The organism is Actinomadura decatromicini, from assembly GCF_008121305.1.
GTDB lineage: Bacteria > Actinomycetota > Actinomycetes > Streptosporangiales > Streptosporangiaceae > Spirillospora > Spirillospora syzygii.
In genome coordinates this window covers 142,842-167,746 of sequence record NZ_VSRQ01000006.1, presented here as the reverse complement: position 1 = coordinate 167,746, position 24,905 = coordinate 142,842, and the positions used below count along the sequence as shown (strand labels likewise).

Genomic DNA, 24,905 nt, shown 5'->3' with positions numbered 1-24,905 from the left:
CAAGAGCCCGCCCCAGCGCATCCGCCGCCCCGCGGCGGATGCTCTGGGGCGCGGGACGAACCGTCGACCTCAGAACGCCGTGGCCCGGGGGTGCGGCTGGCGCTAGACCCAGGCGGATGCTCTGGGGCGCGAGGGGCGAATCTTCGGCCTCAGAGTGTGTAGCCCGATGGCGAGGGCGGTGCTCAGGTAGGGAGAGGCTGGGCGCGGGGGCTGACCCCTGGCCTCAGAACGCCGCGGCCCCGGGTTGCTGGGGTCAGGCGGAGGCTCGGGGACGTGGGGGCACCATCGACCTCGGAACGCGGTCGTCCGGGGTGTGGGTCAGGGGGCTGGGGTTGGGCGGGGGATTGATTTGTGTTCCAGGTAGGCGTGGAGGCCCTCTGGGCCTAGTTCGCGGCCCAGGCCGCTGTTCTTGTAGCCGCCGAACGGGGTGTTCGGGTCGAGTGTGTAGAGGTTCACGCCGCAGCTTCCCGTGCGGATGCGGCGGGCTACGTCGACGCCGTGGTCGACGTCGGACGTCCAGACGGAGCCGCCCAGGCCGTAGTCGCTGTCGTTGGCGATCCGCACGGCGTCGTCCTCGTCCTCGTAGGGGATGAGGACGAGGACCGGGCCGAAGATCTCCTCACGGGCGATGCGCATGTCGTTGCCGACGCCGCCGAACACGGTCGGCGCGACGTACCAGCCGCGGTCGTGCGGACGGTCCAGCCCGCCCGTGATCAGCTTGGCGCCCTCGTCCTGCCCGATCCGGATGTAGTTCTCCACCCGCTCCTGCTGCCGCCGGGCGACCAGCGGGCCGATCTCGGTGCCGTAGTCGGACGGGTCGCCGACCGCGAGGCCGCCGACCATGGCCGCGAGCGCGTCCGCGACCTCGTCGTAGCGGCGGCGGGACGCGAGGATCCGGGTCTGCGCGGCGCACGCCTCCCCGTTGTTCATCAGCGACGCCAGCTTGAACCCCTCGATCGTGCTCGCGAGGTCGGCGTCGTCCAGGACGATCGCGGCGGACTTGCCGCCCAGCTCCAGCGTGACCCGCTTGAGCTGCTCCCCGCAGACCGCGCCGATCCTGCGTCCGGCGGCGGTGGAGCCGGTGAAGGAGACCTTGTCCACGTCCGGGTGCGCGACGAGGTGGGCGCCGACCTCGCGGCCCGCCGGGACGATGTTGACGACGCCCTCCGGGATCCCCGCCTCCTGGATCCACTCGCCGAGCAGGTAGCTGTCGAGCGGCGTCTCCGGGGACGGCTTCGCCACCACCGTGCAGCCCGCGATCAGCGCGGGCGCGAGCTTCAGCATGAGCGTGAACTGCGGCACGTTCCACGGGACGATCGCGGCCACCACCCCCACCGGCTCCTGCGTCACGGTCACCGGGCCGAGCATGCCCGGACGCTCGTCCTCCCAGGCGTAGGCGGAGGCGAGGTCGACGTAGTACTGGAGCACCATCTGCGGGATCGCGGCCTGCCCGAACACCGAGAACATGATCGGCGAGCCCATCTCGGCGGTGACGAGGTCGGCCATCTCCTGCTGCCGCTCGGCGTAGATCGCGGACAGCCGTCCGACGATGTCGGCGCGCTCGGCGGGCGCCATCCGGGGCCAGGGGCCGTGGTCGAACGCGCGCCGCGCCGCCGCGACCGCCGCGTCCATGTCGGCCTCCGTACCCTCGGGGACGCGCCCGATGACCTCCTCGGTGTGCGGGGAGACGACGTCGATCGTCGCGGTGCCTGCCGGGGCGGTCCACCCGCCGCCGATGAACAGCCGATCGTGCTCGCGCATGCTGCCGTGCCTCCCTGCCCGACGGGGCCGAACCCGGGTAACCGAATGCTTGCTTGGGCACAGCATCGCACGGCGTCCCCCGGCGTTGGCAAGGGGAATGAGACTCGCGTCTCACGCGGCGGGCGTCAGAGCAGGTGCGCGTTCGGCTCGCGGGCGCGTCCGGCCAGCCCGGGCAGCTCGACGAGTTCGACGCCCGCCGCGGCGAGGACCTCCGCGCCCGTCCCGGCGACGAACAGGGACGGCTCCCGCCAGGCGAACACCACCCGCCGGACGCCCGCCGCGACGATCAGCTCGGCGCACGTCCGCGGCCGCGACGCCCGCTTCCCGCACGGTTCGAGCGAGCTGTACACGGTCGCCCCCGCGAGGTCTCCGGCCGGGAGGGACGCGGTCTTCGCGAGGGCGGCCTCCTCGGCGTGGTCGTGCGGGTCCGACTCGCGGGAGTAAGCGCGGGCGATCTCGCGCCCGTCCGCGCCGACGATCACCGAGCCGACCGAGAACGCGGTCCGGGACGGCGGGCACAGCGCCGCGAGGTCGCAGGCCAGGGACAGCCAGCCGAGGTCATCCACGCCCGGCCCCGACGAGGTAGCGCAGCAGCGCGAGGTCGCCGATGCGGGTGACCTCCGCGAGCCGCATCGGACGCTCCGGCGACTGCGGGAACACCCCGGACTGGACGAACCGCGGCGCGGACGGGTCGCCGACGAAGAACGGCGCGACGACGAGTTGCAGCTCGTCCACGAGCCCGCTCGTCAGGAACAGCGTGTGGACGGCGCCGCCGCCTTCCACCATCAGCCGCCGGACGCCGCGTCCCGCGAGGTCGGCGAGCAGCGCGTCGAGGGAGAGCGGGTCTCCGGCGTCGACGACCTCGGCGACGCCGTCCAGCCTCGGCGCCAGCTCGGCGGCCGTCCCGGACGGCGCGTACACCAGCTTCGGCGACTCGCCCGTGGTGAAGAACCGCGCGCCGGGGTCGAGGTCGCCGCTCCAGGTCAGCGTCACCTTCGTCAGGTCGGCGGGGAGCCCGCGCGCGACCCGCTTGTCGCGCCGCGCGGCCGACCTGACCAGCAGCCGCGGGTCGTCGGCGCGGATCGTCCCGGCGCCCACGAGGATCGCGTCGCAGCTCGCGCGCACCCCGTCCACCCGGTCCCAGTCGGCGGCGCTGGACAGTCGCAGCCGCTCCGGGGTCGCGTCGTCGATGTAGCCGTCCGCCGACATCGCGCAGCTCAGCAGGACGTAGGGTCGCGCGCTCATGCGTCCGTCCCGCGCGGGACGAGCCCGCCGCGCCGGACCCCCGGGCTCACTCCGCTCACGCGATCACCCTACGCGAGCCCCACCCGCGCCCTCACGCGAGCGCCCGCCCCATGACCCCCGCCCGCGTCCCCGCGCGAGTGCGCCCCCGCGCCAGGCCGTCGCGCGGGGTCGAAGATTCGTTCGGGGCTGTGCGGCGTTTCTGCGCGGGATGTGTCGGACGGGGTGCCTATGGTTGCTGCGACATGCGAATCCTGCACACCTCCGACTGGCATCTCGGCAGATCGTTCCATCGTGAGGATCTGCTCTCCGCGCAGGCGGCGTTCGTCGACCACCTCGTCGAGACCGTGAAGGCGGAGCGGGTCGAGTGCGTGCTGGTGTCCGGGGACGTCTACGACCGGGCGCTGCCCGCCGTCGACGCCGTCAAGTTGTGCGACGAGACGTTGCGGCGGCTCGCCGGGCACGCCCGGGTCGTGATCATCGCGGGCAACCACGACTCCGCCCGCCGCCTCGGGTTCGGGTCGGCGCTGATGGACGCCTCGGGAGTGCACGTCCGCACCGACTTCGCGACGGTGGGGGAGCCCGTCGTGGTCGGGGACGCGGCGATCTACGGCGTCCCGTATCTGGAGCCGGAGCTGGTCCGGCACGAGTGGGAGCTGGACGACCGCAGCCACGCCGCCGCCCTCTCGGAGGCGATGCGCCGCGTCCGCGCCGACGCCGCCCGGCGCCCTGAAACGCGCACGGTCGTGCTGGCGCACGCGTTCGTCACCGGCGGGGAGGCCAGCGAGAGCGAGCGCGACATCTCCGTGGGCGGTTCGGCGCACGTTCCCGCGTCGGTGTTCGACGGCGTCGACTACGCGGCGCTCGGCCACCTGCACGGCCGCTGGCGGATCACCGACCGCGTCCGCTACTCGGGTTCGCCGCTCACGTACTCGTTCTCGGAGGAGAAGCACGTCAAGGGCTCCTGGCTGATCGACCTCCGCGCGGACGGCATCGCGTCGGAGTTCGTGGAGGCGCCCGTCCCGCGCCGCCTCGCCCGCGTCCGCGGACGGCTCGACGACCTCCTCGCCGACCCCGCCCTCGACCGCTGCGAGGACCGCTGGCTCCAGGTGACGCTGACCGACGCGCGCCGTCCGTCCGCGGCGATGGAGCGGCTGCGCCGCCGGTTCCCGCACACGCTCGTCCTCGGGTTCGAGCCGGAGGGCGGCGCGGCGGACGCCGTCCGCACCTGGTCCGGCCGCGTCCGCGAGCGCTCCGCGCAGGACATCGCGGGAGACTTCGTCGCCGAGGTCACCGACGGCCCCGCGACCGACGCCGAGCGCGCCCTGCTCGACGAGGCCTTCCAGGCGTGCCGCCGCAAGGAGGCGATGGCGTGAGGCTCCACCGGCTGGAGATCACCGCGTTCGGCCCCTTCCCGGGCACCGAGGAGATCGACTTCGACGCGCTGTCGGACGCCGGGCTGTTCCTTATCCAGGGCCGGACGGGCGCCGGGAAGACGAGCGTCCTCGACGCGGTGTGCTTCGCGCTGTACGGGCAGGTGCCGGGCGTCCGCAATGCGGTGAAGGGCCTGCGCAGCGACCACGCCGCGCCCGGCGCCGTGCCGCGCGTGGTGCTGGAGACGACGATCCGGGGCCGCCGCCTGCGCGTGTCCCGCTCGCCCGCGTGGGAGCGGCCGAAGCTGCGCGGCTCCGGCACGACCGTCGAGCACGCGAAGGTCGTCCTGGAGGAGTTCGAGCACGGCGGCTGGACGGGCCTCACCACGAGGCTGGACGAGGCGGGCGACCTCGTGTCCCGGATGCTCGGGATGACGGCCGTCCAGTTCTGCCAGGTCGCGCTGCTGCCGCAGGGCGAGTTCGCGGGGTTCCTGCGGTCCGGGGCGGACGACCGCCGCCGCGTGCTGGAGCGCCTGTTCGCCACCGAGGTGTTCACCCACGTCGAGAAGTGGCTCGCGGAGCGGCGCGCGGGCACCGGACGGGAGGCCGCCGACCTCGCCGCGCGGGCCGCCGCGCTCGCCGACCGCGTCGCCGAGGCGACCGGGGCGCCGCCGCCGCGCGGGGACGGTCCGCTCGTCCCGCGCCCCCGCCCGGCCGACCGCGGGGCGTCCTCGCGGGACGCCGCGGAGGCCGGGCCGCTGGACGAGGTCGAGACGCTGCCCGCGTGGGCCGCCGAACTGGCGCGCGCCCATGAGGACATCCGCGCGGCCGTCGAGACGCTGCGCGACGAGGCCGCCGTGACCCTTTCCGGGGCCCGTGCCGCCTTGGACGAAGGCCGCGCGCTCGCCGAACGGCAGGACCGCCACGCGCGGGCCGCCGCCCGGCGCGACGCGCTGGCGGAGCGGGCGGAGGAGAAGTCGGCGCTGGCGTCCCGGCTCGACGCCGCCGCGCGTGCCGACCGGGTCGTCCCGCTGGTCAGGGACGTGCGGGCCCGGCACGACGAGGCGGTGCGGGCGCGCCGCTGGGCCGACGAGACCCGTGCCGGGGTGTCCGCGCTGGTGCCGCCGAAGGCGCCGGAGGACGTCCTCGCCAAGGCCGAGCGCGACCGCCGCGACGAGGTCGCCGCGCTGGAGGGCCGCCGCGCCACCGCCGCCCGGCTCCGCCGGGTCGAGAGCGAGCGGGCGGGACTGGAGGAGGAGCTGCGCCGGTTGGAGCCCGCCGACGCGCGCGTCGCCGCCGCGCTGGAGGACCTCCCCGGCGTCGTCGCGGCCCGCCGCGCCGAGCGGGACGAGGCCGTGGTCGCCGCCGCCGCGCGTCCCGGGGCGGCGGCCGCCGTCCAGGACGCGGGCCGCCGCCTCGACGCCGCGCAGCGCCGCGACCAGGTCGAACAGGCCCTCACCGAGGCGGAGGCCACGTACCGGACGGCGGTCGACGCGGCGCAGGACGCCCGGGAGCGCGTCCTCGACCTCCGCCGGGCGCGGCTGGACGGGATGGCCGCCGTCCTCGCCGGGGAGCTGGCCGACGGGGAGCCCTGCCGCGTCTGCGGGTCGTCCGACCACCCGGACCCGGCCGTCGCGCCGGGCCCCGTCCCGTCCGAGGACGAGGTGGACGCCGCCCAGGACGCCGCCGACGACGCGCAGCAGGCCCGCGAGCAGGCCGGGACGGCGCTCGGCGAGCTGCGCACCGAACGCGACAAGCTGATGGAGATCGCGGGGGAGGCACCCGCGCCCGCCCTCGCCGCCGAACTGGCCGAGGCCCACCGCGCGCTCGACGCGGCCGACGCGCGGGCGGCCGACGCCGAACGCCTGGAGGAGATCCTCCACCGGCACGAGCAGGAACTTGAGCGTGTCCGCGTCGAACGCGACGAGGTCTCCCGCGCGCTCACCGAGCACCGCACCGAGGACGCGAGACTCGCCGACGAGCAGGCGCGGCTGTCCGCCGAGCTGGCGGAGGCGCGCGGCGGCGACCCGACGCTGGAGGCGCGGATCGCCCGGCTCGGCCGGGAGGCGGGCGCGCTGGCCGAGGCGGTCGAGGCGCTGCGCGCGTCCGGCCGAGCCGAGGCCGAGCTCACCGCCGCCCGCGCCCGCCTCGGGCAGGAGGCGGCGGCGCAGGGGTTCCGCTCCCCGGACGAGGTCCTCGCGGCGGAACTGGCGGACGAGGAGCAGGGCGTCCTCCGCGACCGGATCCGGCGGCTCGACGACGCCGAGGCCGAGGTCCGCGCCCAGCTCACGGATCCGGCGCTCGTCGCGGCGGCGGCCGAGCCCGCACCCGACCTGCCCGCGCTGGAGGCCGCGCTGCACGCGGCCGACACCGCGCACGCCCACGCCGTCAGCGCCGCCGACCGCGCCGCGCACCGCTGCGACCGGCTCGCCGAGCTGCGGGGAAGGCTCGGCACGGCCGTCCGCGACTGGCGCCCGGCGGCGGAACGGCACGCGGTGGCCGAGCGGCTCGCCGGGCTCACGTCCGGGAAGCACCCGGCGAACCGGCACGCGATGTCGCTGTCGGCCTACGTGCTCGCGGCGCGCCTCGAACAGGTCGTCGACGCGGCGAACGAGCGGCTGCGCCGCATGTCCGGCGGGCGGTACGCGCTCGTCCACACGACGGAGAAGGCGGCGGGCGACCGCACGAAGGGCGCGGGCGGGCTCGGCCTCCGCGTCGCCGACGCCTGGACGGGCCTCGACCGCGACCCCGTCACGCTGTCCGGCGGCGAGTCGTTCATCACGTCGCTGTCCCTGGCGCTGGGTCTCGCCGACGTCGTCACCGCCGAGGCGGGCGGCGCCGAGATCGGCACCCTGTTCGTCGACGAGGGCTTCGGCACCCTCGACGAGGACACGCTCGACGAGGTGATGGACGTCCTCGACGGCCTCCGCGACGGCGGCCGCGCGGTCGGCGTGGTCAGCCACGTCGCGGAACTGCGCGCCCGGATCCCCGCGCAGCTCCGCGTGACCAAGGACCGCACCGGCTCCACCGTGTCCATCACCGTCTGACCGCACCGCCCGTCACGGCCGCGACGCCGCCCGGCGCGGCGGCGGGGGACGGGGCGGGGCGGCCGGACGTGCCGAGTCCGGCCAGCGCGGCCGCCACCGCGAGCCCGGCGATCACCCAGGTCGCGGGGACGAACCCGGCCGCGAAGTCGTCCGGCGAGCCGTAGCCCCCGGACGCGGCGAACACGGCGGCGGTCACCGCGATCCCGAACGCGCCGCCGAACTGGCGCAGCGTGTTGAACGTCCCGGACGCGACGCCGATCGCGGGCACCGCGCCGATCACCGCGTTCTGCGCGGCGGGCATCGCCAGCGACACCCCGATCCCGGCCAGCACCAGCGGCGCGACCATCTCCGGGTAGGCCATGTCAGGCGAGGCGACGACCGCGATCCAGGCGAACCCGGCGGCCTCCAGCAGCAGCCCGCCGGTGATCAGCGGACGTTCCCCGACCCGCGCGACCAGCCGTCCGGCGAGCGGCGCGACGAGGAACAGGGTGACCGTCCAGGGGGCGAGCCGCAGCCCGGTGCCGAGCGGCCCGTACCCGAGCCCGTTCTGCAGGAACTGCGCGAGGAAGAACGCCGCCCCGAAGATCGCGGCGTACAGCAGGAACCCGGCCGCGTTCCCGGCCGCGAAGGCGCGGACGCGGAAGAACCCCATCGGCAGCATCGGCGCGGCGGCGCGCCGCTCCCACCCGGCGAACGCCGCGAGCAGCACGGCGCCCGCGAGCAGCGCCCCGGCGACCTCCGGCGAGTCCCAGCCCGCCGCGTTCCCCCGGACGAGTCCCCACACGAGCCCGAGCGCCGCCGCCGTGACGAGGACGACGCCGCCCGGGTCCATCCGCCGCGCCGCGCCCCTGCTCTCCGGGACGCCGGCCCGGACGAGCGGGATCAGCGCGAGCCCCAGCGGCACGTTCAGCCAGAAGATCCACTGCCAGGCGAGCCCCTGCACGACCGCGCCGCCGACGAGCGGCCCGCCGAGCGTGGCGAGCCCGGTCACGCCGCTGAAGATCCCGAGCGCGCGGGCCCGCCGCTCGGCCGGGTACGCGGCGGCGAGCAGTGCCATGGCGTGCGGCATGACCAGCGCGGACCCGGCGCCCTGCACGGCCCGCGCGGCGATCAGCGCGCCCACGCTCGGCGCGAGCGCGCACGCCGCGGACGCGAGCGTGAACACCGCGAGCCCGGCGATGAGCATCCGGCGGCGGCCGTACCGCTCGCCGAGCGCGGACGCCGTCATCAGCAGCGCCGCGAACGGCAGCGCGAAGGCGGCGACCGTCCATTCGAGGGTCTCGACGGAGGCGCCGAGATCGGTTCTGATCGTGCTGAGCGCGGTGGTCACGACCAGCGCGTCCAGCAGGATCATCAAAGCGGACACCGAGGTCAGGGCGAGTACCCGGCCCTCGGGGGACATCCTGCGCATGTGGCCTCCCGGCCGTCCGGTGACGGTGAGGGCGGTGCGCCCTCGCCGTAGGTACCGGGCGGACGGCCGGAACTCATCGGCCGCGCGGAAACCAGTGCGAAAGTCAGCGTGAGATGAAGTCCAGGATCACGTTGTGGACGTGGTGGCTCTTGTCGCTGCCCCGGAACTCGATCTCGTAGGTCTGCGCGCCGACGTTGATCGCGATCGACCCGGTGGAGAAGTACGATCCGGCCCACGACTTGTTGCTGACCACGCTCACCGAGGTGATCTTCGAGTAGGGCACGCTCGTGATGGCGTACTTCTTGCCCGCGAAGCTCTTGTCCTGGATGATCACGCGGCGGTCGGTGAGGCCGATGAACCCGGTGCCGGTGCCGACCGCGTCGTAGACGGCGACGATCTGCTCGCCGGGCAGCAGCCCGCTCTCGATCTGCTTGAGCTGGCCCGACCTGTCGTGCTGGATGTCCTCGCCCATGCGTCCTCCCTCGGTGCCGCGCGTCCGTCTTGGACGGCCTGGCCGGTCATGCCGGTTCCGTACCGGCCGTCCGCAGGGAGTGTCTCAGGTGCCGCGCGCGGACCGCGACGCTTCCAGGAACCCGACGCAGCGGCCGAGCAGCTCGACCAGCGTCGCGCGCTCGTCCTCGGTGAACTCGGCGGCGAGGCCGCGCTCGACCCGCACGGCGCGGACGTCGGCGTCGGTCAGCACGCGCTCGCCCTCGGCGGTGAGCCGCGTCTCCAGGATGTTGCGGTGCCACTCGTGCGGGGTCCGCTCGATCAGGCCGCGCTCCGCGAGGTTCTTCAGGACGGTGTTCATCGTCGGCGGGGTGACCGCGCAGGCGCGGGCGAGCGCGGCGGCCGACATGCCGGGGTTGTCGGCGAGGTGGAGCAGCGCGGCGTACTGCGGCACGGTGAGCCCGCTCGGCTTGACCGCCGCCTGCTTCGCCCCGCTGAGCGCCTGCTCGGCGCGCTTGAGGTGCGAGCCGAGCCGCTCCTGGAGGGGCATCTCAGTCATCTCCGCATGTTATCGCCGGTCGAAGGAAAAGCCGTTGACGTCTATTAGGACTCTAACTAGCGTATGTGTGCGTTCTAAGCATTCACCTCGAACGGAGATGTGATGTCTCGCTTTGTGATCTCGGCGCGGCTGCGCCGTCCCGCCGCCGTCGCCTCGGCCGTCGCCTCGGCCGTCGCCTCCGCCTCCGCCGTGGCGGTGGCCTTACTGCCCGCGTCGGTCGCCACGGCTCCGGCGGCGGGTGCGGCCGTCCACGCGGCGGCGACGGCGCGGATCTCCCCGGCCTTCGTGCTGCCGGGCGACCGCGTCTACCCGGAGGGGATCGCCGCCGATCCGCGCCACGGGGACCTGTACGCCGGGTCGTTCCAGGACGGCACCGTCTACCGCATGCACCCCGGTCACCGCGTGGCCGAGGTGTTCCTCCCGGCGGGCGCCGACGGGCGGAACACGGCCAACGGGCTGAAGGTCGACGGCGCCGGACGGCTGTGGGTGACCAGCTCCGCGTCCGGTGTCGCCGTGTACGACACGCGCACGCGGCGGCTCCTCGCCCGCTTCGACGTCCCCGGCCCGGGGACGGACGCCCGTTTCGTCAACGACCTGGCCATCACGCCGGACGGGACCGCCTACCTGACCGACAGCTTCCGCTCGGTCGTGTACCGCGTCACGTCCCGCGACCTCGCACGGGCGCGGGCACAGGGCGGGCGCGGCGCGCTGTCCGTCGCCTTCGACCTGGACGACGTCCTCGACCCGCACAAGACCGGCGACTTCACCCTGAACGGCATCGTCGCCGATCCCACCGGGCGCTTCCTGCTAGCGGCGGACGCGCACGGCGGCGACCTGTACCGGCTCGACCTCGCCACCGGCGGGAACAGCAGGACCGTCCTGCATGGGGCCGACATGCTCCACGCGGACGGCCTCGAACTCCAGCACGGACGCCTGTGGACGGTCCACAACGTGGACAACCGCATCGTCCGCTGGAGGGTCGCGCCGGACGGCCGCACCGCCCGCCGGGAGGCGAGCCTGACCGACACGTCCCTCCAGCTCCCGACGACGCTCGCCCGCCTGCGCGGGACGCTCTACGTCGTGCGCTCGCAGTTCGACAAGGGCGGCCCGCTCGGCGACGGGACGCCGGAGCTGCCGTTCACCGTCGCCGCCGTCCGGGGCCTCTGACCCCGGCGGCTCACTCGACGGTGTAGCGGAACGCCGGGACCGCCCGGCCCTGCGCGGCGCGCAGGGCCGGGCGGTCGGGGGCGCTGAGCAGCACCTCCGCGGAGAAGTTCTCCCGGTTCAGGCTCGTGACCTCGAAGCCGTCCGACTCGTAGCCGAACACCACGCCGTCGATCTTCCGCAGCTCGGACGGCGCCGTCCCCCCGGTCACCCGGCCGCTCTCGTGGATCTCGAACGGCAGGAGGCCGTAGAGGCGGCGGGTTTACGGAAACGCGGCGGTGTAACCCGCCCCGCTGGCACGCCGCGGGCGCGGAAGGCAGCCGGAGCACGGGTTGAGCGTCGGGCCCGTCAGGGGTAGGGGCCTGCCAGAGGTAGGGGCCCGTCAGAGGTAGGGGCCCGTCAGAGGTAGAGGCCGGTGCCGTGCTCGGGGCGTTCGCTCGCGATGGCGTGCAGGTCCCGTTCGCGCATGACGAGATAGTTCTCGCCCTGGATCTCGACCTCGTACTGGTCGCCGGGATGGAACAGCACGCGGTCGCCCGGCTTGACCATCCGGACGTGGTGGCCGACGCCGCAGACCTCGCCCCAGACGAGGCGGTTGGCCTGCTCGACCGTGGCGGGTATGACGATCCCGCCGGTGCTGCGGCGTTCCCCGCTGTCCTTCTCGACCTTGATCATGACGCGGTCGGTGAGCATCTGGACTTCGAACTTCGGCTGGGACACGGTGGGGAGTTTATCCGTCTTCGCGGGTCAGGGCGTTCCAGGCGGCGGCGATGATCTCGGGCAGCGCGGACCGCTCCGGCCGCCAGCCGAGCTCGGCGCGGATCGCGCCCGCGTCGCAGACCAGGACCGGCGCCTCCGGCGCGGCCGGGCGGCGCAGCGCCGGGACGCGGCGCCCGGTCACCGCCTCCACGGCCGCGACCACCTCGCGGACGGCGACGCCCGCGCCGCTGCCGACGTTGTAGACGCGGTCCTCGCCCGGCCGGACGTCGGTCAGGGCCAGGACGTAGGCGGCGGCGAGATCGTCCACGTGCAGGTACTCGCGGACGGCCCGCCCGTCCCCGTTGATCTCCAGGTGCGGGGCGCGCCCGGCGGCGACGGCGAGCGCCTTCGGGATCAGCCGGGTCCCGTCCGGGTCGGGCCGGCCGTCCACGGACCCGGCGACGTTGAACGTGCGCAGCACGACGGCGCCGACCGCGCCCGTCCGCGCGTGGAACCGGACGGCCTGCTCGGCGGCGAGCTTCGACGCCCCGTAGGGGCTGCCGGGCGCGGTGTGCTCGGTCTCCGGGATCGGCTGGAGCTCCGGCGTCCCGTACACGGCGGCCGTGGAGCCGAACACGACGCGGGGCGCGTCCACCGCCTCCAGGAGGTTCACGGTGCCCTGCACGTTGGCGGTGAAGTAGCGCAGCGGCGCGTCGAACGACTCGCGGACCCGCGTCAGCGCCGCGAGGTGGCACACGCCGTCGTAGGGGCCGCGCGGCAGCCCGCCGGGGTCGAGGAGGTCGCCGCGGACGGGACGGACTCCCTCCGGTACCACGGCGTCCCGCCGCACCAGCCCGTCCACGTCGTGCCCGGCGGCCGCGAGGCGCCGTCCGACCGCGTACCCGATGTAACCCGCCGCACCCGTCACCAAGACCCGCACCGTCCAAGCATCGCGGCGGGGGAGCGGCGCGGCAACGCCGCCTAGGGCAGCGACCCGAGCCGCGCGTAGACGCCGGGGTACCCCGGACGCGCGCAGCCGTACCCCCAGGAGGTCAGCGCGACGACCCGGCCGCGCACGAGCAGCGGCCCGCCGCTGTCGAACTCGCACGAGTCGGACGTGGCCGATCCCGCGCACAGCATGTCCGCCCCGTCGAACGAGTCGCCGTACGCGCGCTCGCACACCGCGTTCCCGTGGACCGGCACGCCCGCGGCCCGCAACCGGGTGTTGAACAGGTCGTTCCCGGACGTCCCGCCCCATCCGGCGATCTCCCCGACGCGTGCGGAGCCGGGCCGGTCGAGGACGGCGACGCCCCTCAGCACCGGACGCGCCAGCGTCAGCACGGCGAGGTCGTGGTGGCCGACCGTCTCGCCCTTGAAGGAGGTCTCCCGGTAGCCGGGGTGGATCCGGACCGCCTTCACCTGAACGGTCTCGCCGCCCGTCCCGCCGAGGTCGTCGCGGCCGAAGGTGGCCGTCAGCAGCCACGGCACGGCCCGGAACAGGTCGACGCAGTGCGCGGCGGTGAGCAGCCGGTCGGGCGCGGTGAGGACCCCGCCGCAGAACTGCCCGGACGCCCGGACGAGGAACACCGGCGATCCGACGGCGGCGAGCCACGGATACCGCGCGGCGGGCACGGGCGTCCCGCCGACGACCGCCGACGCGGGCGTGGGCAGCGCCCCGACCAGGGAGAACAGGAGGGTGAGGAGCAGGGAGAGAAGTAGGGCGGCGGCGAGCGGGGCCGAGCCGAGGGCCCGGCGGACGGGGAGGGCCATCACGGCAATGTACGTGATCATGACGCGGCGCGCACGCCCTTCCCAGGCCCCATTTCCGGGACCCCGCGCCGGGCCTCCCGGCCGCCCCGCCCGGGTCGGGCCGTGCTCCCTGACCGTCCGCCTAATCGTATTTACGGCCGGTAGTGGACGACATCCGGGAGACCAGCGCGCGCGGCAGCACCCGGGTGAGACCGATGATCGCCTTGTACTGCGGACCCGGAATGCTGACCTGGACGCCGCGCCGCAGATCGCGCAGGGCGGTGTCGACGACGTCGTCCTTGTCGAGCCACATGAAGCCGGGGACGTCCGACATGTCCATCCCGGCGCGGTCGTGGAACTCGGTGTGCACGAAACCGGGGCACAGCGCCATCACCCGGACGCGGCCGCCGGACCGCCGCGCGATGTCGGCCGCGACGCCCTGGCTGAAGTTCACCACCCACGCCTTGGACGCCCCGTACGTGCCGCGCGTCGCGAACGCCGCCGCCGACGACACGTTCACGACGCCGCCCCGGCCGCGCTCCAGCATGCCGGGCAGGGCGGCGTGGGTGAGCCGCAGGACGGCCTCGCAGTGCACCCTCAGCATGGTCAGCTCGTCCGACACGGGAACGTCGAGGAACACGCCCTTGTTGCCGAACCCGGCGTTGTTGACCAGCAGGTCGACGTCCGTGCGGACGCGCTCCTCGGCCGCCGCGAGCCCCTCCTCGGTGGACAGGTCGGCGGGCAGCGGCTCGGCGCGGACGGCGTACTCCTCGCGCAGCCCGGCGGCGGCGCGCTCCAGCCGCGGGGCGTCGCGGGCCAGCAGGACGAGGTCGAATCCGTCGGAGGCGAGGCGGCGGGCGAACGCGGCGCCGATCCCCGCGGTCGCGCCGGTGATGAAGGCGGTCGGCATGGGACCGAGCCTAGATCGCGGGGGCTACCCGGCGGTAGCGCGCCGCGCGCGGAAATGCCGCGGGTCGGGGCGGCGGGTCGCGCGCCGGTAGGCGAACGTGAACCCCGGCCAGTTGTTCACGACCTTGCCGTCCGCCGTCATGTACCAGCTCCGGCAGCCCTTCGCCCACACCGTGGAGCGGAGCCGCTCGCGCATGTCGCGGGTGAAGGCGTCCTGCACGTCGGGGCGGACGTCGATCCAGGCGAGCCCGGCCCGGCGCAGCGCGTCCACGCAGCCGAGGACGTACCGGAACTGCGACTCCAGCATGTAGATGATCGAGTTGTGCCCGAGGTTGGTGTACGGGCCGTAGAGCAGGAACAGGTTCGGGAACCCGCTGACCGTGATGCCGAGATGGGCGTGCGCGCCGTCCCGCCACGCCTCGTTCAGCTCCCGGCCGTCCCGTCCGACGATCTTCATGGGGGAGAGGAACTCGGTGGTGCGGAACCCGGTCGCGTAGACGATCACGTCCACGTCGTAGTGGCGGCGCGCCGTCCGGACGCCGGACGGCGTGACGCCGGTGATCGGGTCGGTGACCAGGTCGACGTTCGGCCGGGCGAGCGCCGGATAGTAGTCGCTGGAGATCAGGATCCGCTTGCAGCCCATCGGGTAGCCGGGGATCAGCGCGTCCCGCAGCCGCGGGTCGTCGACGCCGTCACGCAGCGTGTTCTTGAACCGCTTCTCCAGCAGCGCCAGGAGCCGCGGGTACTTGATGAAGCCGAGCGCCCGCGCCTCGTACAGCGCGTAGATCCGTGCTCGGCTCAGCCCGTAGAGCCCCGGCACGTGCCGCAGGGCGGCGCCCTCCCACCGCCGGTACGCCCGGTCCGGCTTGTCGATCACGTACGGCGCGGACCGCTGGAACAGCCGCAGCTCCGCCGCCTCCGCCGCGACCTCCGGGACGAACTGGACGGCGCTCGCGCCCGTCCCGACCACCGCGACCCGGCGGCCGCGCAGGTCGACGCCGTGGTCCCAGCGGGCGGAGTGGAAGCTCGGCCCGGCGAACGTCTCCCGCCCCTCGACCGGCGGGAGGGCGGGGCGGTTGAGCTGCCCGCACGCCGACACGAGCACCCGGGCCTCCAGCCCGCCGGACGTCGTGGAGATCCGCCAGAGCGCGGCGTCCTCGTCGAAGCGGGCCCCGGTCACCTCCGTCCCGAACCGGACGCACTCCAGCACGCCGTACTCGCGGGCGCAGTGCCGCAGGTAGTCGAGGATCTCGGCCTGCGGCGGGAAGCGGCGCGACCAGTCGGTCTTGGGCTCGAACGAGAACGAGTACAGGTGGGACGGGACGTCGCAGGCCGCGCCGGGGTAGGTGTTGTCCCGCCAGGTGCCGCCGAGGCCGTTCGCCTTCTCCAGGACGACGACGTCGCGGATCCCGGCCTCCCGGAGCCGGATCGCCATCCCGATCCCGCCGAACCCGCTTCCGATGATCACCACGCTGTGCGCCATGGCCGCCCCGAACCTCGTTCTGCCGCGGTACGTCCCGAGCGTAGGCGGCCGTGCGCGCGGTGACCAGGACGCCCCCGGTCTCGTCGGCGACGCCTGCCGCCACGAGTCCATCCCCCGACCTCGTGTCCATCAAGCTCGTCCCGCTGGTCGGGGGTGACGGGCGGGCTCAGGTGAGGAGGCCGAACTCGTGGGCGCGGAGCCCCGCCTGGAAGCGGGAGTCGGCGTCCAGCAGGACGAGGATCTCCGCGACGCGGCGCCGGTAGGTGCGCAGCGACATGCCGAGCCGCCGCGCCGCCGCCTCGTCCTTCAGCCCGCCGCCGAGCAGGGCCAGGATGCGGCGGCTCTCCTCCGACAGCGCGGGCGGGCGGTCGCGCCGGTAGTCGGCCAGCTCGGTGGAGGTCTCCCAGGTCGCGCGGAACAGCGACACGACGCCCCGCACGACGCCCGGCGACCGGACGACCGTGTACTCGCGGACGCCGCCGGGGGCGGCCGGTCCGGCGAGGATCGCGACCCGGCCGTCCACGATGATCGTCTCGTGCGGCAGCGGCGTCGGGCAGATCCGCACCCGCGCCCCGGCCCTCGCGAGTTCCACGAGGTGCCGCTCGGACTCCTCGTCCGCGAGCGCCGCCGGGCCGTACAGCTTGCGGACGGCGGGCCCCGGCCGCGCCCGGCGCCGCTCGGCGACGATGCGCTCCCGCGCCCCGGGCAGCGCCCAGGTGCGCGTGTCGGCCGCCGCGCAGGCGAACTCCTCGCTCGCGAGGAACAGCGGCCCGGCGCGCTCGACCAGCTCCGCCTCGCCGCGGAGCACGACGTTCCGGTCCAGGTCGACGCTCATCGCACCCCAGTCTGCCACCTGGCAGCAAGCTGCCAGCCGGTCGTCCCGGACGTCCCGCCGCAGCACAGTAGGGCCCATGACAGAGGATTTCGACGCAAGCGGTGCAGAACGCGGGCCGGGACGGTTCGACCTCGGCGGCGGCCGGAGTGTCTCGCGGCTCGGCTTCGGCGCGATGCGGCTGCCCGCGAGCCGCCGCGGCGTCCCGCCGAACGACCGGGAGACCGGACTCAAGGTCCTGCGCCGGGCGGTCGAGCTCGGCGTCGACCACATCGACACCGCCGCGTTCTACTACCACCAGGACGGACCGGCCGCGAACGAGATGATCCGCGCGGCGCTCGCCCCCTACCCGGACGACCTGGTGATCGCCACGAAGGTCGGCCCGTACCGGGGGCCGGACGACCCGTTCCCGTCCGGCCAGCTCGACGCGTCGGGGCTGCGCGCCGAGGTGGAGCGGAACCTGACCGAGCTCGGGCTCGACCGGCTCGACCTCGTCTACCTGCGTCCCGGCGGGCTGGAGACGCCGCAGGACGAGCCGATCGGGGAGCGGTTCGCCGTCCTCGCCGGGCTCCGCGAGGAGGGCCTCATCCGGCGTCTCGGGCTCAGCCACGTGAGCGCGGCCCAACTCGAAGAGGCGCGGCGGATCGCGCCGGTCACGGCGATCCAGAACCGGTTCGACATCACCCTGCCGCAGGACGCCGAGCTGCTCGCGATCTGCGAGCGCGACCGCATCGCCTACGCGCCGTACTTCCCGCTCGGCGGGTTCGGCATCCCGGACGACGCGCGGGTGAACGCGGTGGCGGCCCGGCACGGCGCGACCGTCCCGCAGGTGCTGCTCGCCGGGCTGCTGGCCCTCTCGCCGGTGATGCTCGCCATCCCCGGCACCGGCTCCCCGGACCACCTGGCCGAGAACATGGCCGCCGGGCGTCTCGCGCTCACCGAGGCCGACCTCGCCGAGCTGCGACAATAGCCGTACTTCGCCGCTTGTCCCCGGCACGGCCTACGCTGATGCGCACGTTGCGATCAGGGGGAGCGATCAGGGGGAGTGCGATGTCGGCGACGCGGCTGCTGGTGCTCGGCGGCGTGCGGCGGGCCGGGCGGGCCCACGGATACGAGGTCCGCCGCGATCTGATCTCGTGGGGATCGGACGAGTGGGCCCACGTCAACCCGGGTTCGATCTACCACGCGCTGAGGCAGCTCGCCAAGGAGGGCATGCTGCGGGCGCACGACGTGGAGGAGAGCGACGCCGGTCCGCCGCACACCGACTACGAGATCACGGACGAGGGGCGGGAGGAGTTCCTCCGGCTGCTGCGCTGCGCCCTGTCCACCGTCGACGTCCGGCACCCGGAGATGCTGACCGCCGGGCTCGGCTTCCTCACCGAGCTGCCGCGCGCCGAGGCGATCGCGCTGCTGCGCCGCCGGCTGGACGGCCTCGCGGGCTGGCGCTCGTCCGTCGCCCCCCACCTCGCCGAGCAGGACCCGGACGACCATCACCGGGAACTGCTCGGCTGGTGGGTGCACTCGGCCGACGCGGCCACGGCGTGGACGCGCCGGCTGATCGAGCGGCTCGACTCGGGCGCCTACGTGATGGCCGACGACCGCGGCCCGTCGCCGTCCGCCTCCGCCCCGCCGTCCGAGTCGGCGGGGCCGTCCGAGTCGGCCGGTTCCGTGACCGGGTCGGCGGGGTCGCCGGTGAGCCTCCAGCCGCCGCGGCGGCGCAGGACGAGTATGAAGTAGGCCGCCGCCACGACCACCACCGAGACGGTGACGTAGAGGCTCGGCCGTCCGATCTCCGGGTCCTTCGCGTTCTGGTAGATCACGTAGACGAGCGCGAGGAGCGCGGCGACGGGCGCGACCGGGAACCACGGCATCCGGTACCCGGCGTGCGCGGTGGTGCCGTTCCGGCGTCCGGCGATGACCGCGACGCACAGCGCGCCGTACACGACGACGAGGGACGTCCCGGTGACGACGAGCAGGAACTTCTCGTCCAGGAAGCAGGCGGCGGCGCTGAGCGCGCCGGTCAGCAGCGTCGCGATCCACGGCGTGCCGAAGCGCGGGTGGATCGAGGTGAGCGCCCGGTCGACCTTCGGCAGCCAGGTGCCGTCCCGGCCCGAGCTGAAGATCAGCCGCGCGGTGAGCAGCATGATCGCGATGACCGCGTTCAGGATGGCGAGCGCGATGGCGAGGCTCATCACGGTGTTGAGGGTGTCGCTGCCGCGCGCGGTGACGAAGTACTCCAGCATGTTCTCCGAGTGGAACAGCTTGTCGAGGTCGGGCGCGCCGAGCAGGACGGCGGTGACCGGGATCAGCTCGGCGGCGACCGTGATGCCGAGCGCCCAGAGGACCGTCCGCGCGATCGCCTTGTGCGCGTCGTGCGTCTCCTCGCCGAAGTACACGGCGGAGCCGTAGCCGTTGTAGGCGAAGATCGCGACCGCGGTGGCGGCGGCGATCAGCCCGGCGGACGCGGCGGTGACGCCCCCGCCGTCCACCCCGATGACCGGGTCCGTGATCAGATCGGTGATCGGGCGCTCGACGTGCAGGAAGCCGAGCGCGGACAGCACCACCAGCGCGATCATCTCGATCGCGAGGAAGATCCCGGTGACCACCGCGTTGACCTTGATGTCGAAGATCGCGATGACGGTGGCGACGGCGACCGTGATCGCGGCGATCACCGGCCCGTTCAGGCCGTCGATGATCACCCCGAGGTAGGTGCCGACGCCGAGCGCGATCACCGCGAGGATCAGCAGTTGGGTGATGAGGATCAGGCCGAGCACCACGAAGCCGGGCAGCCGGCCGAGGGTGCGGCCGACGATCGCGTACTCGCCGCCGGTCAGCGGGTACGCCGACGCCAGCTCGGCGTAGACGAAGGCCATGAACACCCCGACGACGCCCGCCGCGGCGAAGCTCAGGAACGCGCCGGTGCCCGCCTGCGAGATCACCCCCGGCGCGATGATGAACACCGACGACGCGGGCGTGACCGCGGACAGCACGATGAGCAGCGCGCCGATCGTGCGGAGCCCGCGGTGCAGCGCGGGCGGACGGCCTGCGGCGGCCGGTTGACGGACCTCTGGAGCGGCCATGACGGGCACCTCCTGGGCTGGAAATTCCTTGAATGAGTATCAAAGAACGTCCCGATGCCAGGTCAAGGACCAGGTGTGTTACAAGTTGGTTTCGAGTTTTCCTGCGAAGACTCTGACTTGCATTGTCTGAACGATCTTCGGAGAATGTCGGCATGGCACGACCCAGCAGGGCCCACGAGCGGCGCGCCGACCTCGTCGCCGCCGCCCGCCGAGCGGTGCTCGACCGCGGCATGCTCGACCTGCGGCTGCGGGACGTGGCGGCGGCGGCGGAGATGTCGCCCGGATCCGTCCTGTACTACTACCCGACGCTCACCGACCTGCTGCGGGACGTGCAGCGCGAGGCCGTCGACCGGTTCTGCGCCGCGCGGGAGGAGGCCGTCCGCGACGAGCCCGACCCGCGCCGCCGGCTGGCCGCGATGGTCCGCAGCGGGCTGCCGTCCGGGCCCGGCGACGAGCTGTGCGTGCTGCTGTACGAGCTCGGCACGATCGCCCGGCGGGACGCCTCCTACGCCGCCGAGCACATCCGGCTGTACGAGCGGCAGGTCGGCATCTACGCCGGGATCCTGGAGGTCGGCGCCGCGACGGGCGCGTTCACCCTCAGCCGCGACGCGGGCAGCATCGCCCGCAACCTCGTCGCGCTGGAGGACGGCTACGGCCTGCACATCGTCATGGCCGTGCCCACCGTCGACACCGCGCGGGCCGAGGCGCTGCTGCTCGCCGCCGCCTCCGACGCGACCGGCTGCGACCTCACCGCCGCCGAGGCCCCCGAACCCCTGTCACAGCCCGGAGCCCTGTCACAGCCCGGAGCCTTGCCACGGCCCGGAGCCTTGCCACGGCCCGAAGACCAGTTGGACTAACTCGCCTAGCCGGAGGGGAAGCGATGACCCGTGCCCGCTCGTTCGGACTGCCGCTGCCAGGCACGCCCGGACCGCACAACGCGATCACCGACGTCCCCGGCGTCGAGGTCGGCTACACCACGCTGATCAGCGGCGACGGCCCGCTCCGGCCCGGCGCCGGGCCCGTCCGCACGGGTGTGACCGCGCTGCTGCCGCGCGGCCGGGACGGCGTCCTCGACCCGTGCGCCGCCGGGATCCACGCGCTCAACGGCAACGGCGAGATGACCGGCTCGCACTGGATCGCCGAGACGGGCGCGCTGAGCCTGCCCGTCCTCGTCACCAACACGCACGCGGTCGGCGCCTGCCACCGCGGCGCGATCGACTGGACGCGCCGCGAGCACCCCGAGCACCGCGAGTGGATGCTGCCCGTCGTCGCCGAGACCTGGGACGGCTACCTCAACGACGTCGGCGGCGACCACGTCCGGCCCGAGCACGCCGTCGCCGCGATCGACGCCGCGCGCCCGGGGCCGGTCGAGGAGGGCTCCGTCGGCGGCGGGACGGGCATGAACTGCTACTCCTACAAGGGCGGCAGCGGGACGTCCTCGCGCGTCGTCCCCTACGGCTCGGACGCCTACACGGTCGGGGCGTTCGTCCAGGCCAACTTCGGGTCGCGCGCCCAGCTCGCGGTGTGCGGCGTCCCGCTCGGCACCGACCTGGCGGACGACAACCCGATCGAGGACACCGACTGGCTCGCCCCCGCCGGAGCGGGCTCGGTCATCGTCGTCATCGGGACGGACGCGCCGCTGCTCCCCGGCCAGTGCGCGGCCCTCGCCCGCCGCGTCCCGCTGGGCCTCGCCCGGACCGGCACCTACGGGCAGCACTCGTCCGGCGACGTCTTCCTCGCCTTCTCCAACGCCAACCCGGGCGCGATCAGCGGCGGTTTCCCCGACCCCGAGCCGGGCTACGACACGATGACGTTCGTCCAGTGGAACCAGATCGACCCGTTCTTCGAGGCCGTCGTGCAGACCGTCGAGGAGGCCGTGCTGAACGCGCTGCTCGCCGCCCGCCCCATGACCGGGCGGGACGGCCACCGCTCCCCGGCCCTCCCGCACGACCGGCTCCGCGACCTGCTGACCGCCCGCGGGGTCCTGAAGTAGGGCTCAGGTGTCGACGAACGTGCGCGGGACGATCACCCGCAGCGCGTTGCCGCGCAGCTTGATCGACACCGGGGTCCGACCGCGCACCTCGCCGTCGACGTCCACCCGCATCGGCGGGTCGGTCTCGATCTCCACGTGGTCGGTGGTGAGGAACGCGTCCTCGTCGAGCGACCGCCACGGGCCGGTGAGGACGTGCCGCGCCGTCGCCGACGCCAGCCGCAGCCGCCGCTCGTCGCCCAGCCGGTAGACGGCGAGGAGCCGGTCGTCGGGGCTCGCGTCGCGGGCGATCCGCTGCCCGCTGTGGTGCGCGCCGTTCGCGACGTTGAGCTGGTGCGTGACGAGCTCGCGCGTCTCGCCGTCGATCGTGATCCGGGCGGTGAACGGGGTGTGCCGGGGCAGGATGCCGGCCGCCGTCAGCGCGTAGGCGGGGCGTCCGACGATCCGCTTCAGCGCGTGCGGGACGTGCTCGGCGACCTGCACCGAGATGCCGAGGCTCACCATGTTGGCGAAGATGTGCTCGCGGTCGGCGCCCGGCCCCTCGCCCTGCGGGTCGCCGGTGCTCTCGAACCAGCCGACGTCGACGTCCGCGACCTTGCCGCCGTCGGGTGTCCCGACCGCGAGGGTGCGGATCGCGCCGGGCAGGTCGAGCGGCAGCTCCAGGCTCCGCGCGAAGTTGTTGGTGGTGCCGAGCGGCAGCACGCCGAGCGCGATGTCGCGGTGCGCGAGGTGCCCGACCGCCTCGGCGACCGTGCCGTCCCCGCCGCCGACGACGACGAGGTCCGGCTCCAGGGCGAGGACGTCGGCGAACAGCTCGCGCAGCCGGGACGGGTCGGTCACCGGGAACACGTGCACGAAGTCGATCCCCGACTCGCGCAGCAGGCGGCGCGCCTTGCCGTACAGCCGGCGCCCCCGCCGGGACCGCGAGTTGATCACCAGGACGGCGCGCCCGCCGGCCGCGATCGCCGACTCCAGCTCCGGCTTGCTCCGCATCTCACCGCTCCGTGTTCCGGGCCGCACTGCCCTCCTCGTCCCGCCGTATCGCCAGGCCACCTCGTCCGCGTCACCCTACAAGGGAGGTGAACGAGGCTCTCCAGACCGATATTTCATAAACCCGATACGCGCCGTTGAAACACGCCCGTAAGCGGGGAGCATTACCGGTGACGCACTTTCCATGAGCCACCGGGACGGGACGATGCGGCTGCGCGCCTTGGCTGAAGCGGGACTCATGATGGGGGTGGCCGGGCTCACCGCGTGCATGGCCGCGTCCCTGTCCTCCTCGATCGCCACCTCGATCGCACCGGGCGGCGCGCCGCTCTGGCCCGCGCCCGCCGACGACGGCGCTGCCGTGGTCGGCGAGCGGCGGCCGGGCCGCCGCGTCCTCGACCTGGCGGTGCGCTCGCCCGCGCTGGGCAGGGTCGCGCACGTCCGGCTGCTGCTGCCCCGGCGCTGGTCCCGGGACGCCGCCCGCACCTGGCCCGTCCTCTGGCTGCTGCACGGCGCGCTCGCCGGGCCGGACCGCCACACCGCCTGGAGCGACCACACCGACATCGAGGAGCTGACCGAGGACGCCGACGTGATCGTCGTCATGCCGGACGGCGGCCCGTCCGGCACCTACACCGACTGGTGGAACCGCGGCGACGGCGGCGGCCCGCGCTGGGAGACGTTCCACCTCGCCGAGCTCCGGCAGATCCTGGAGCGCGGCTACCGCGCCGGGCCGGACCGCGCCGTCGCCGGGAACGCGATGGGCGGGCTCGGCGCCCTCGCCTACGCGGCCCGGCACCGGGGGCTGTTCCGGGCGGCGGCGTCGTTCAGCGGGCCCGTCCACACGCTGTACCGCGACCCGTCCGGGCTCGACGTCGCCGACCTCGTCGAGCTGGGCGTCGCGACCGGCGCGCCGTCCCTCGACTGGACGGACGTCTGGGGCGACCCCGGCGAGCAGCGCGTCGTCTGGCGGCAGCACAACCCGTACGACCTGGCCGACCGGCTGACGGGCGTCCGCGTCCACGTGAGCGCGGGCGACGGCGTGCCCGGCGCGTACGACCTCGCCCGCGGACGCTCGGGCGGAGATCCGGTGGAGCGGCTCGTCCACACCGTGTCGCAGGAGTTCGCGGGCAAGCTGCGGAAGATCGGCCTCCCGGTCTCGACGCACTTCTACCGCGGCACCCACACGTGGCCGTACTGGCGGCGCGAGCTGCGCGCCGCGCTGCCCGCCCTGCTCGCGGAGATCGTCTGACCCGTCCGCCGGGCGCGGCTAGGGTCGGGGACGTGGTAGAACCTCGTTCTGATTCGGCCGTCCCGGCGTTCTGGCAGGGGCTCGGGCTGCCCGGCCTCATCGACGCGCACGTCCACTTCATGCCGCAGCGGCTGATGAGCGCCGTATGGGACTACTTCGACGAGGCAGGTCCGCTGATCGGCGCCGAGTGGCCCATCCGGTACCGGGACTCGGAGGAGGAGCGGCTCGCGTTCCTGCGCGGCCTCGGCGTCCGCGCGTTCCCGTCGCTGCTGTACCCGCACCGGCCGAAGATGGCGGAGTCGCTGAACGAGTGGGCGGCCGGGTTCGCCGCCCGCGTCCCGGAGTGCGTCCAGACGGCGACGTTCTTCCCCGAGCCCGACGTCGAGGAGTACGCCGCGCGGGCCGTCGACGCGGGCGCCCGCGTCTTCAAGGTCCACCTCCAGGTCGGCGGGTTCGACCCGCGCGCCAAGGAACTGGACCCGGTGTGGGGGACGCTCGCCGACGCCGGGTGCCCGCGCTCGTCCACGCCGGGTCGGGGCCGGTCGCCAACGGGTACACCGGGCCGGGGCCGTTCGGGGAGGTCCTCGCCCGGCATCCGCGGCTCACCGCGATCGTCGCGCACCTCGGCGCGCCCGAGTTCGAGGGGTTCTTCGCGCTCGCCGACCGGTACGAGCGCGTCTGCCTCGACACGACGATGATCTTCACGAGGTTCGCCGCGCTGGCGCCGTTCCCGGACGCGCTGCTGCCCCGCCTCCGCGACCTCGGCCTGGCCGGGCGCGTCCTGCTCGGCACCGACTTCCCCAACATCCCGTACGAGTACGCGCACCAGCTGGAGTCCCTGGCCGCGCTCGGCCTCGGCGACGACTGGCTCCGCGCCGTCTGCTGGCACGGCCCCGCCCGCCTGTTCGGCCTGACCTGAT

Annotated in this window: 23 protein-coding genes and 2 pseudogenes; 10 read left to right on the top strand and 15 right to left on the bottom strand. The window is 74.4% G+C overall.

The genetic code is table 11. The features are described from left to right. Positions 1-318: 318 nt before the first annotated feature. The 3 genes from FXF68_RS27050 to FXF68_RS27040 form a co-directional block, all read right to left on the bottom strand. Complete coding sequence (locus tag FXF68_RS27050) at positions 319-1,761, bottom strand: aldehyde dehydrogenase (protein WP_148763981.1); 1,443 nt, start codon at positions 1,759-1,761, stop codon at positions 319-321. Between the two features lie 125 nt (positions 1,762-1,886). After that, a complete protein-coding gene (locus FXF68_RS27045) occupies positions 1,887-2,327 on the bottom strand; it encodes a deaminase (RefSeq protein WP_148763979.1) in 441 nt (146 codons plus the stop codon). Then, on the bottom strand, positions 2,320-3,006 hold the full coding sequence (locus tag FXF68_RS27040) for a RibD family protein (RefSeq protein WP_148763977.1): 687 nt from the start codon (positions 3,004-3,006) through the stop codon (positions 2,320-2,322). Before FXF68_RS27040 ends, FXF68_RS27045 begins: the two co-directional genes overlap by 8 nt. Before the next feature lie 242 nt (positions 3,007-3,248). Between FXF68_RS27040 and FXF68_RS27035 the strand changes: the two genes are divergently transcribed. Together FXF68_RS27035 and FXF68_RS27030 are read left to right on the top strand one after the other, a co-directional pair. Further along, the gene (locus tag FXF68_RS27035) at positions 3,249-4,379 is read left to right on the top strand and encodes an exonuclease SbcCD subunit D (RefSeq protein WP_148763975.1); all 1,131 of its coding nucleotides are present in this window, start codon (positions 3,249-3,251) and stop codon (positions 4,377-4,379) included. After that, positions 4,376-7,423 (top strand): AAA family ATPase, encoded by a 3,048-nt coding sequence (locus tag FXF68_RS27030; RefSeq protein WP_148763973.1) that lies wholly within the window; start codon positions 4,376-4,378, stop codon positions 7,421-7,423. The genes FXF68_RS27035 and FXF68_RS27030 overlap by 4 nt, the downstream gene beginning before the upstream one ends. On the opposite strand, the gene FXF68_RS27025 is transcribed toward FXF68_RS27030, so the two are convergent. From FXF68_RS27025 to FXF68_RS27015, 3 genes are all read right to left on the bottom strand, one after another. Further along, positions 7,413-8,834 carry a DHA2 family efflux MFS transporter permease subunit gene (locus FXF68_RS27025; RefSeq protein WP_148763971.1) on the bottom strand — a complete coding sequence of 474 codons (1,422 nt, stop codon included), beginning with the start codon at positions 8,832-8,834 and terminating at the stop codon, positions 7,413-7,415. The genes FXF68_RS27030 and FXF68_RS27025 overlap by 11 nt on opposite strands. Positions 8,835-8,937: 103 nt before the next feature. Next, a complete protein-coding gene (locus FXF68_RS27020) occupies positions 8,938-9,306 on the bottom strand; it encodes a PH domain-containing protein (protein WP_067889934.1) in 369 nt (122 codons plus the stop codon). An 84-nt stretch (positions 9,307-9,390) separates the two neighbouring features. Then, positions 9,391-9,843 carry a MarR family winged helix-turn-helix transcriptional regulator gene (locus FXF68_RS27015; protein ID WP_222870112.1) on the bottom strand — a complete coding sequence of 151 codons (453 nt, stop codon included), beginning with the start codon at positions 9,841-9,843 and terminating at the stop codon, positions 9,391-9,393. A gap of 102 nt (positions 9,844-9,945) precedes the next feature. On the opposite strand from FXF68_RS27015, the gene FXF68_RS27010 reads away from it, so the two are divergent. Further along, positions 9,946-11,010, top strand: a complete 1,065-nt coding sequence (locus tag FXF68_RS27010; protein WP_148763969.1) for an SMP-30/gluconolactonase/LRE family protein — start codon at positions 9,946-9,948, stop codon at positions 11,008-11,010. Positions 11,011-11,020: 10 nt separating this feature from the next. Here FXF68_RS27010 and FXF68_RS27005 read toward each other — a convergent pair whose 3' ends face one another. From FXF68_RS27005 to FXF68_RS26975, 7 genes are all read right to left on the bottom strand, one after another. Next, complete coding sequence (locus FXF68_RS27005; protein ID WP_148763967.1) at positions 11,021-11,218, bottom strand: hypothetical protein; 198 nt, start codon at positions 11,216-11,218, stop codon at positions 11,021-11,023. 188 nt (positions 11,219-11,406) lie between these two features. Then, positions 11,407-11,727: a GroES family chaperonin gene (locus tag FXF68_RS27000; RefSeq protein ID WP_148763965.1), complete on the bottom strand. Its 321-nt coding sequence runs from the start codon at positions 11,725-11,727 to the stop codon at positions 11,407-11,409. 10 nt (positions 11,728-11,737) lie between these two features. Next, a complete protein-coding gene (locus tag FXF68_RS26995; protein WP_148763963.1) occupies positions 11,738-12,646 on the bottom strand; it encodes an NAD-dependent epimerase/dehydratase family protein in 909 nt (302 codons plus the stop codon). A gap of 41 nt (positions 12,647-12,687) precedes the next feature. Next, positions 12,688-13,476 carry a serine protease gene (locus tag FXF68_RS26990; protein ID WP_148763961.1) on the bottom strand — a complete coding sequence of 263 codons (789 nt, stop codon included), beginning with the start codon at positions 13,474-13,476 and terminating at the stop codon, positions 12,688-12,690. Between the two features lie 121 nt (positions 13,477-13,597). Further along, on the bottom strand, positions 13,598-14,365 hold the full coding sequence (locus tag FXF68_RS26985; RefSeq protein ID WP_148763959.1) for an SDR family NAD(P)-dependent oxidoreductase: 768 nt from the start codon (positions 14,363-14,365) through the stop codon (positions 13,598-13,600). A gap of 24 nt (positions 14,366-14,389) precedes the next feature. After that, on the bottom strand, positions 14,390-15,847 hold the full coding sequence (locus FXF68_RS26980; RefSeq protein WP_148763957.1) for a flavin-containing monooxygenase: 1,458 nt from the start codon (positions 15,845-15,847) through the stop codon (positions 14,390-14,392). Between the two features lie 166 nt (positions 15,848-16,013). Beyond that, a complete protein-coding gene (locus FXF68_RS26975; protein WP_148763955.1) occupies positions 16,014-16,682 on the bottom strand; it encodes a helix-turn-helix domain-containing protein in 669 nt (222 codons plus the stop codon). A gap of 76 nt (positions 16,683-16,758) precedes the next feature. Here FXF68_RS26975 and FXF68_RS26970 point away from each other — a divergent pair, with 76 nt between their 5' ends. Further along, entirely contained in the window at positions 16,759-17,649 is an 891-nt protein-coding gene (locus tag FXF68_RS26970) for an aldo/keto reductase (RefSeq protein WP_148763953.1), read from the top strand. An 80-nt stretch (positions 17,650-17,729) separates the two neighbouring features. Continuing rightward, positions 17,730-18,416, top strand: coding sequence for a PadR family transcriptional regulator (locus tag FXF68_RS26965; RefSeq protein ID WP_222870111.1), 687 nt, complete (start codon positions 17,730-17,732; stop codon positions 18,414-18,416). A gap of 23 nt (positions 18,417-18,439) precedes the next feature. On the opposite strand, the pseudogene FXF68_RS44085 reads toward FXF68_RS26965, so the two are convergent. Beyond that, positions 18,440-19,759: pseudogene (locus FXF68_RS44085) on the bottom strand (APC family permease); the annotation flags it as partial. A 152-nt stretch (positions 19,760-19,911) separates the two neighbouring features. Between FXF68_RS44085 and FXF68_RS26955 the strand changes: the two are divergent. After that, positions 19,912-20,616: a TetR/AcrR family transcriptional regulator gene (locus tag FXF68_RS26955; RefSeq protein ID WP_148763949.1), complete on the top strand. Its 705-nt coding sequence runs from the start codon at positions 19,912-19,914 to the stop codon at positions 20,614-20,616. Positions 20,617-20,639: 23 nt separating this feature from the next. Next, a complete protein-coding gene (locus FXF68_RS26950) occupies positions 20,640-21,752 on the top strand; it encodes a DmpA family aminopeptidase (RefSeq protein ID WP_148763947.1) in 1,113 nt (370 codons plus the stop codon). A gap of 3 nt (positions 21,753-21,755) precedes the next feature. Here the strand turns inward: FXF68_RS26950 and FXF68_RS26945 are convergent, their stop codons facing one another. Further along, entirely contained in the window at positions 21,756-22,742 is a 987-nt protein-coding gene (locus FXF68_RS26945) for a diacylglycerol/lipid kinase family protein (RefSeq protein WP_148763945.1), read from the bottom strand. A gap of 181 nt (positions 22,743-22,923) precedes the next feature. Between FXF68_RS26945 and FXF68_RS26940 the strand changes: the two genes are divergently transcribed. From FXF68_RS26940 to FXF68_RS44905, 3 genes and pseudogenes are all read left to right on the top strand, one after another. Then, a complete protein-coding gene (locus FXF68_RS26940; RefSeq protein ID WP_246178960.1) occupies positions 22,924-23,985 on the top strand; it encodes an alpha/beta hydrolase in 1,062 nt (353 codons plus the stop codon). A gap of 119 nt (positions 23,986-24,104) precedes the next feature. Then, positions 24,105-24,452 (top strand): annotated as a pseudogene (locus FXF68_RS44910) (amidohydrolase family protein); the annotation flags it as partial. A gap of 17 nt (positions 24,453-24,469) precedes the next feature. Further along, complete coding sequence (locus tag FXF68_RS44905) at positions 24,470-24,904, top strand: amidohydrolase family protein (RefSeq protein ID WP_483902917.1); 435 nt, start codon at positions 24,470-24,472, stop codon at positions 24,902-24,904. Position 24,905: the final 1 nt, after the last annotated feature.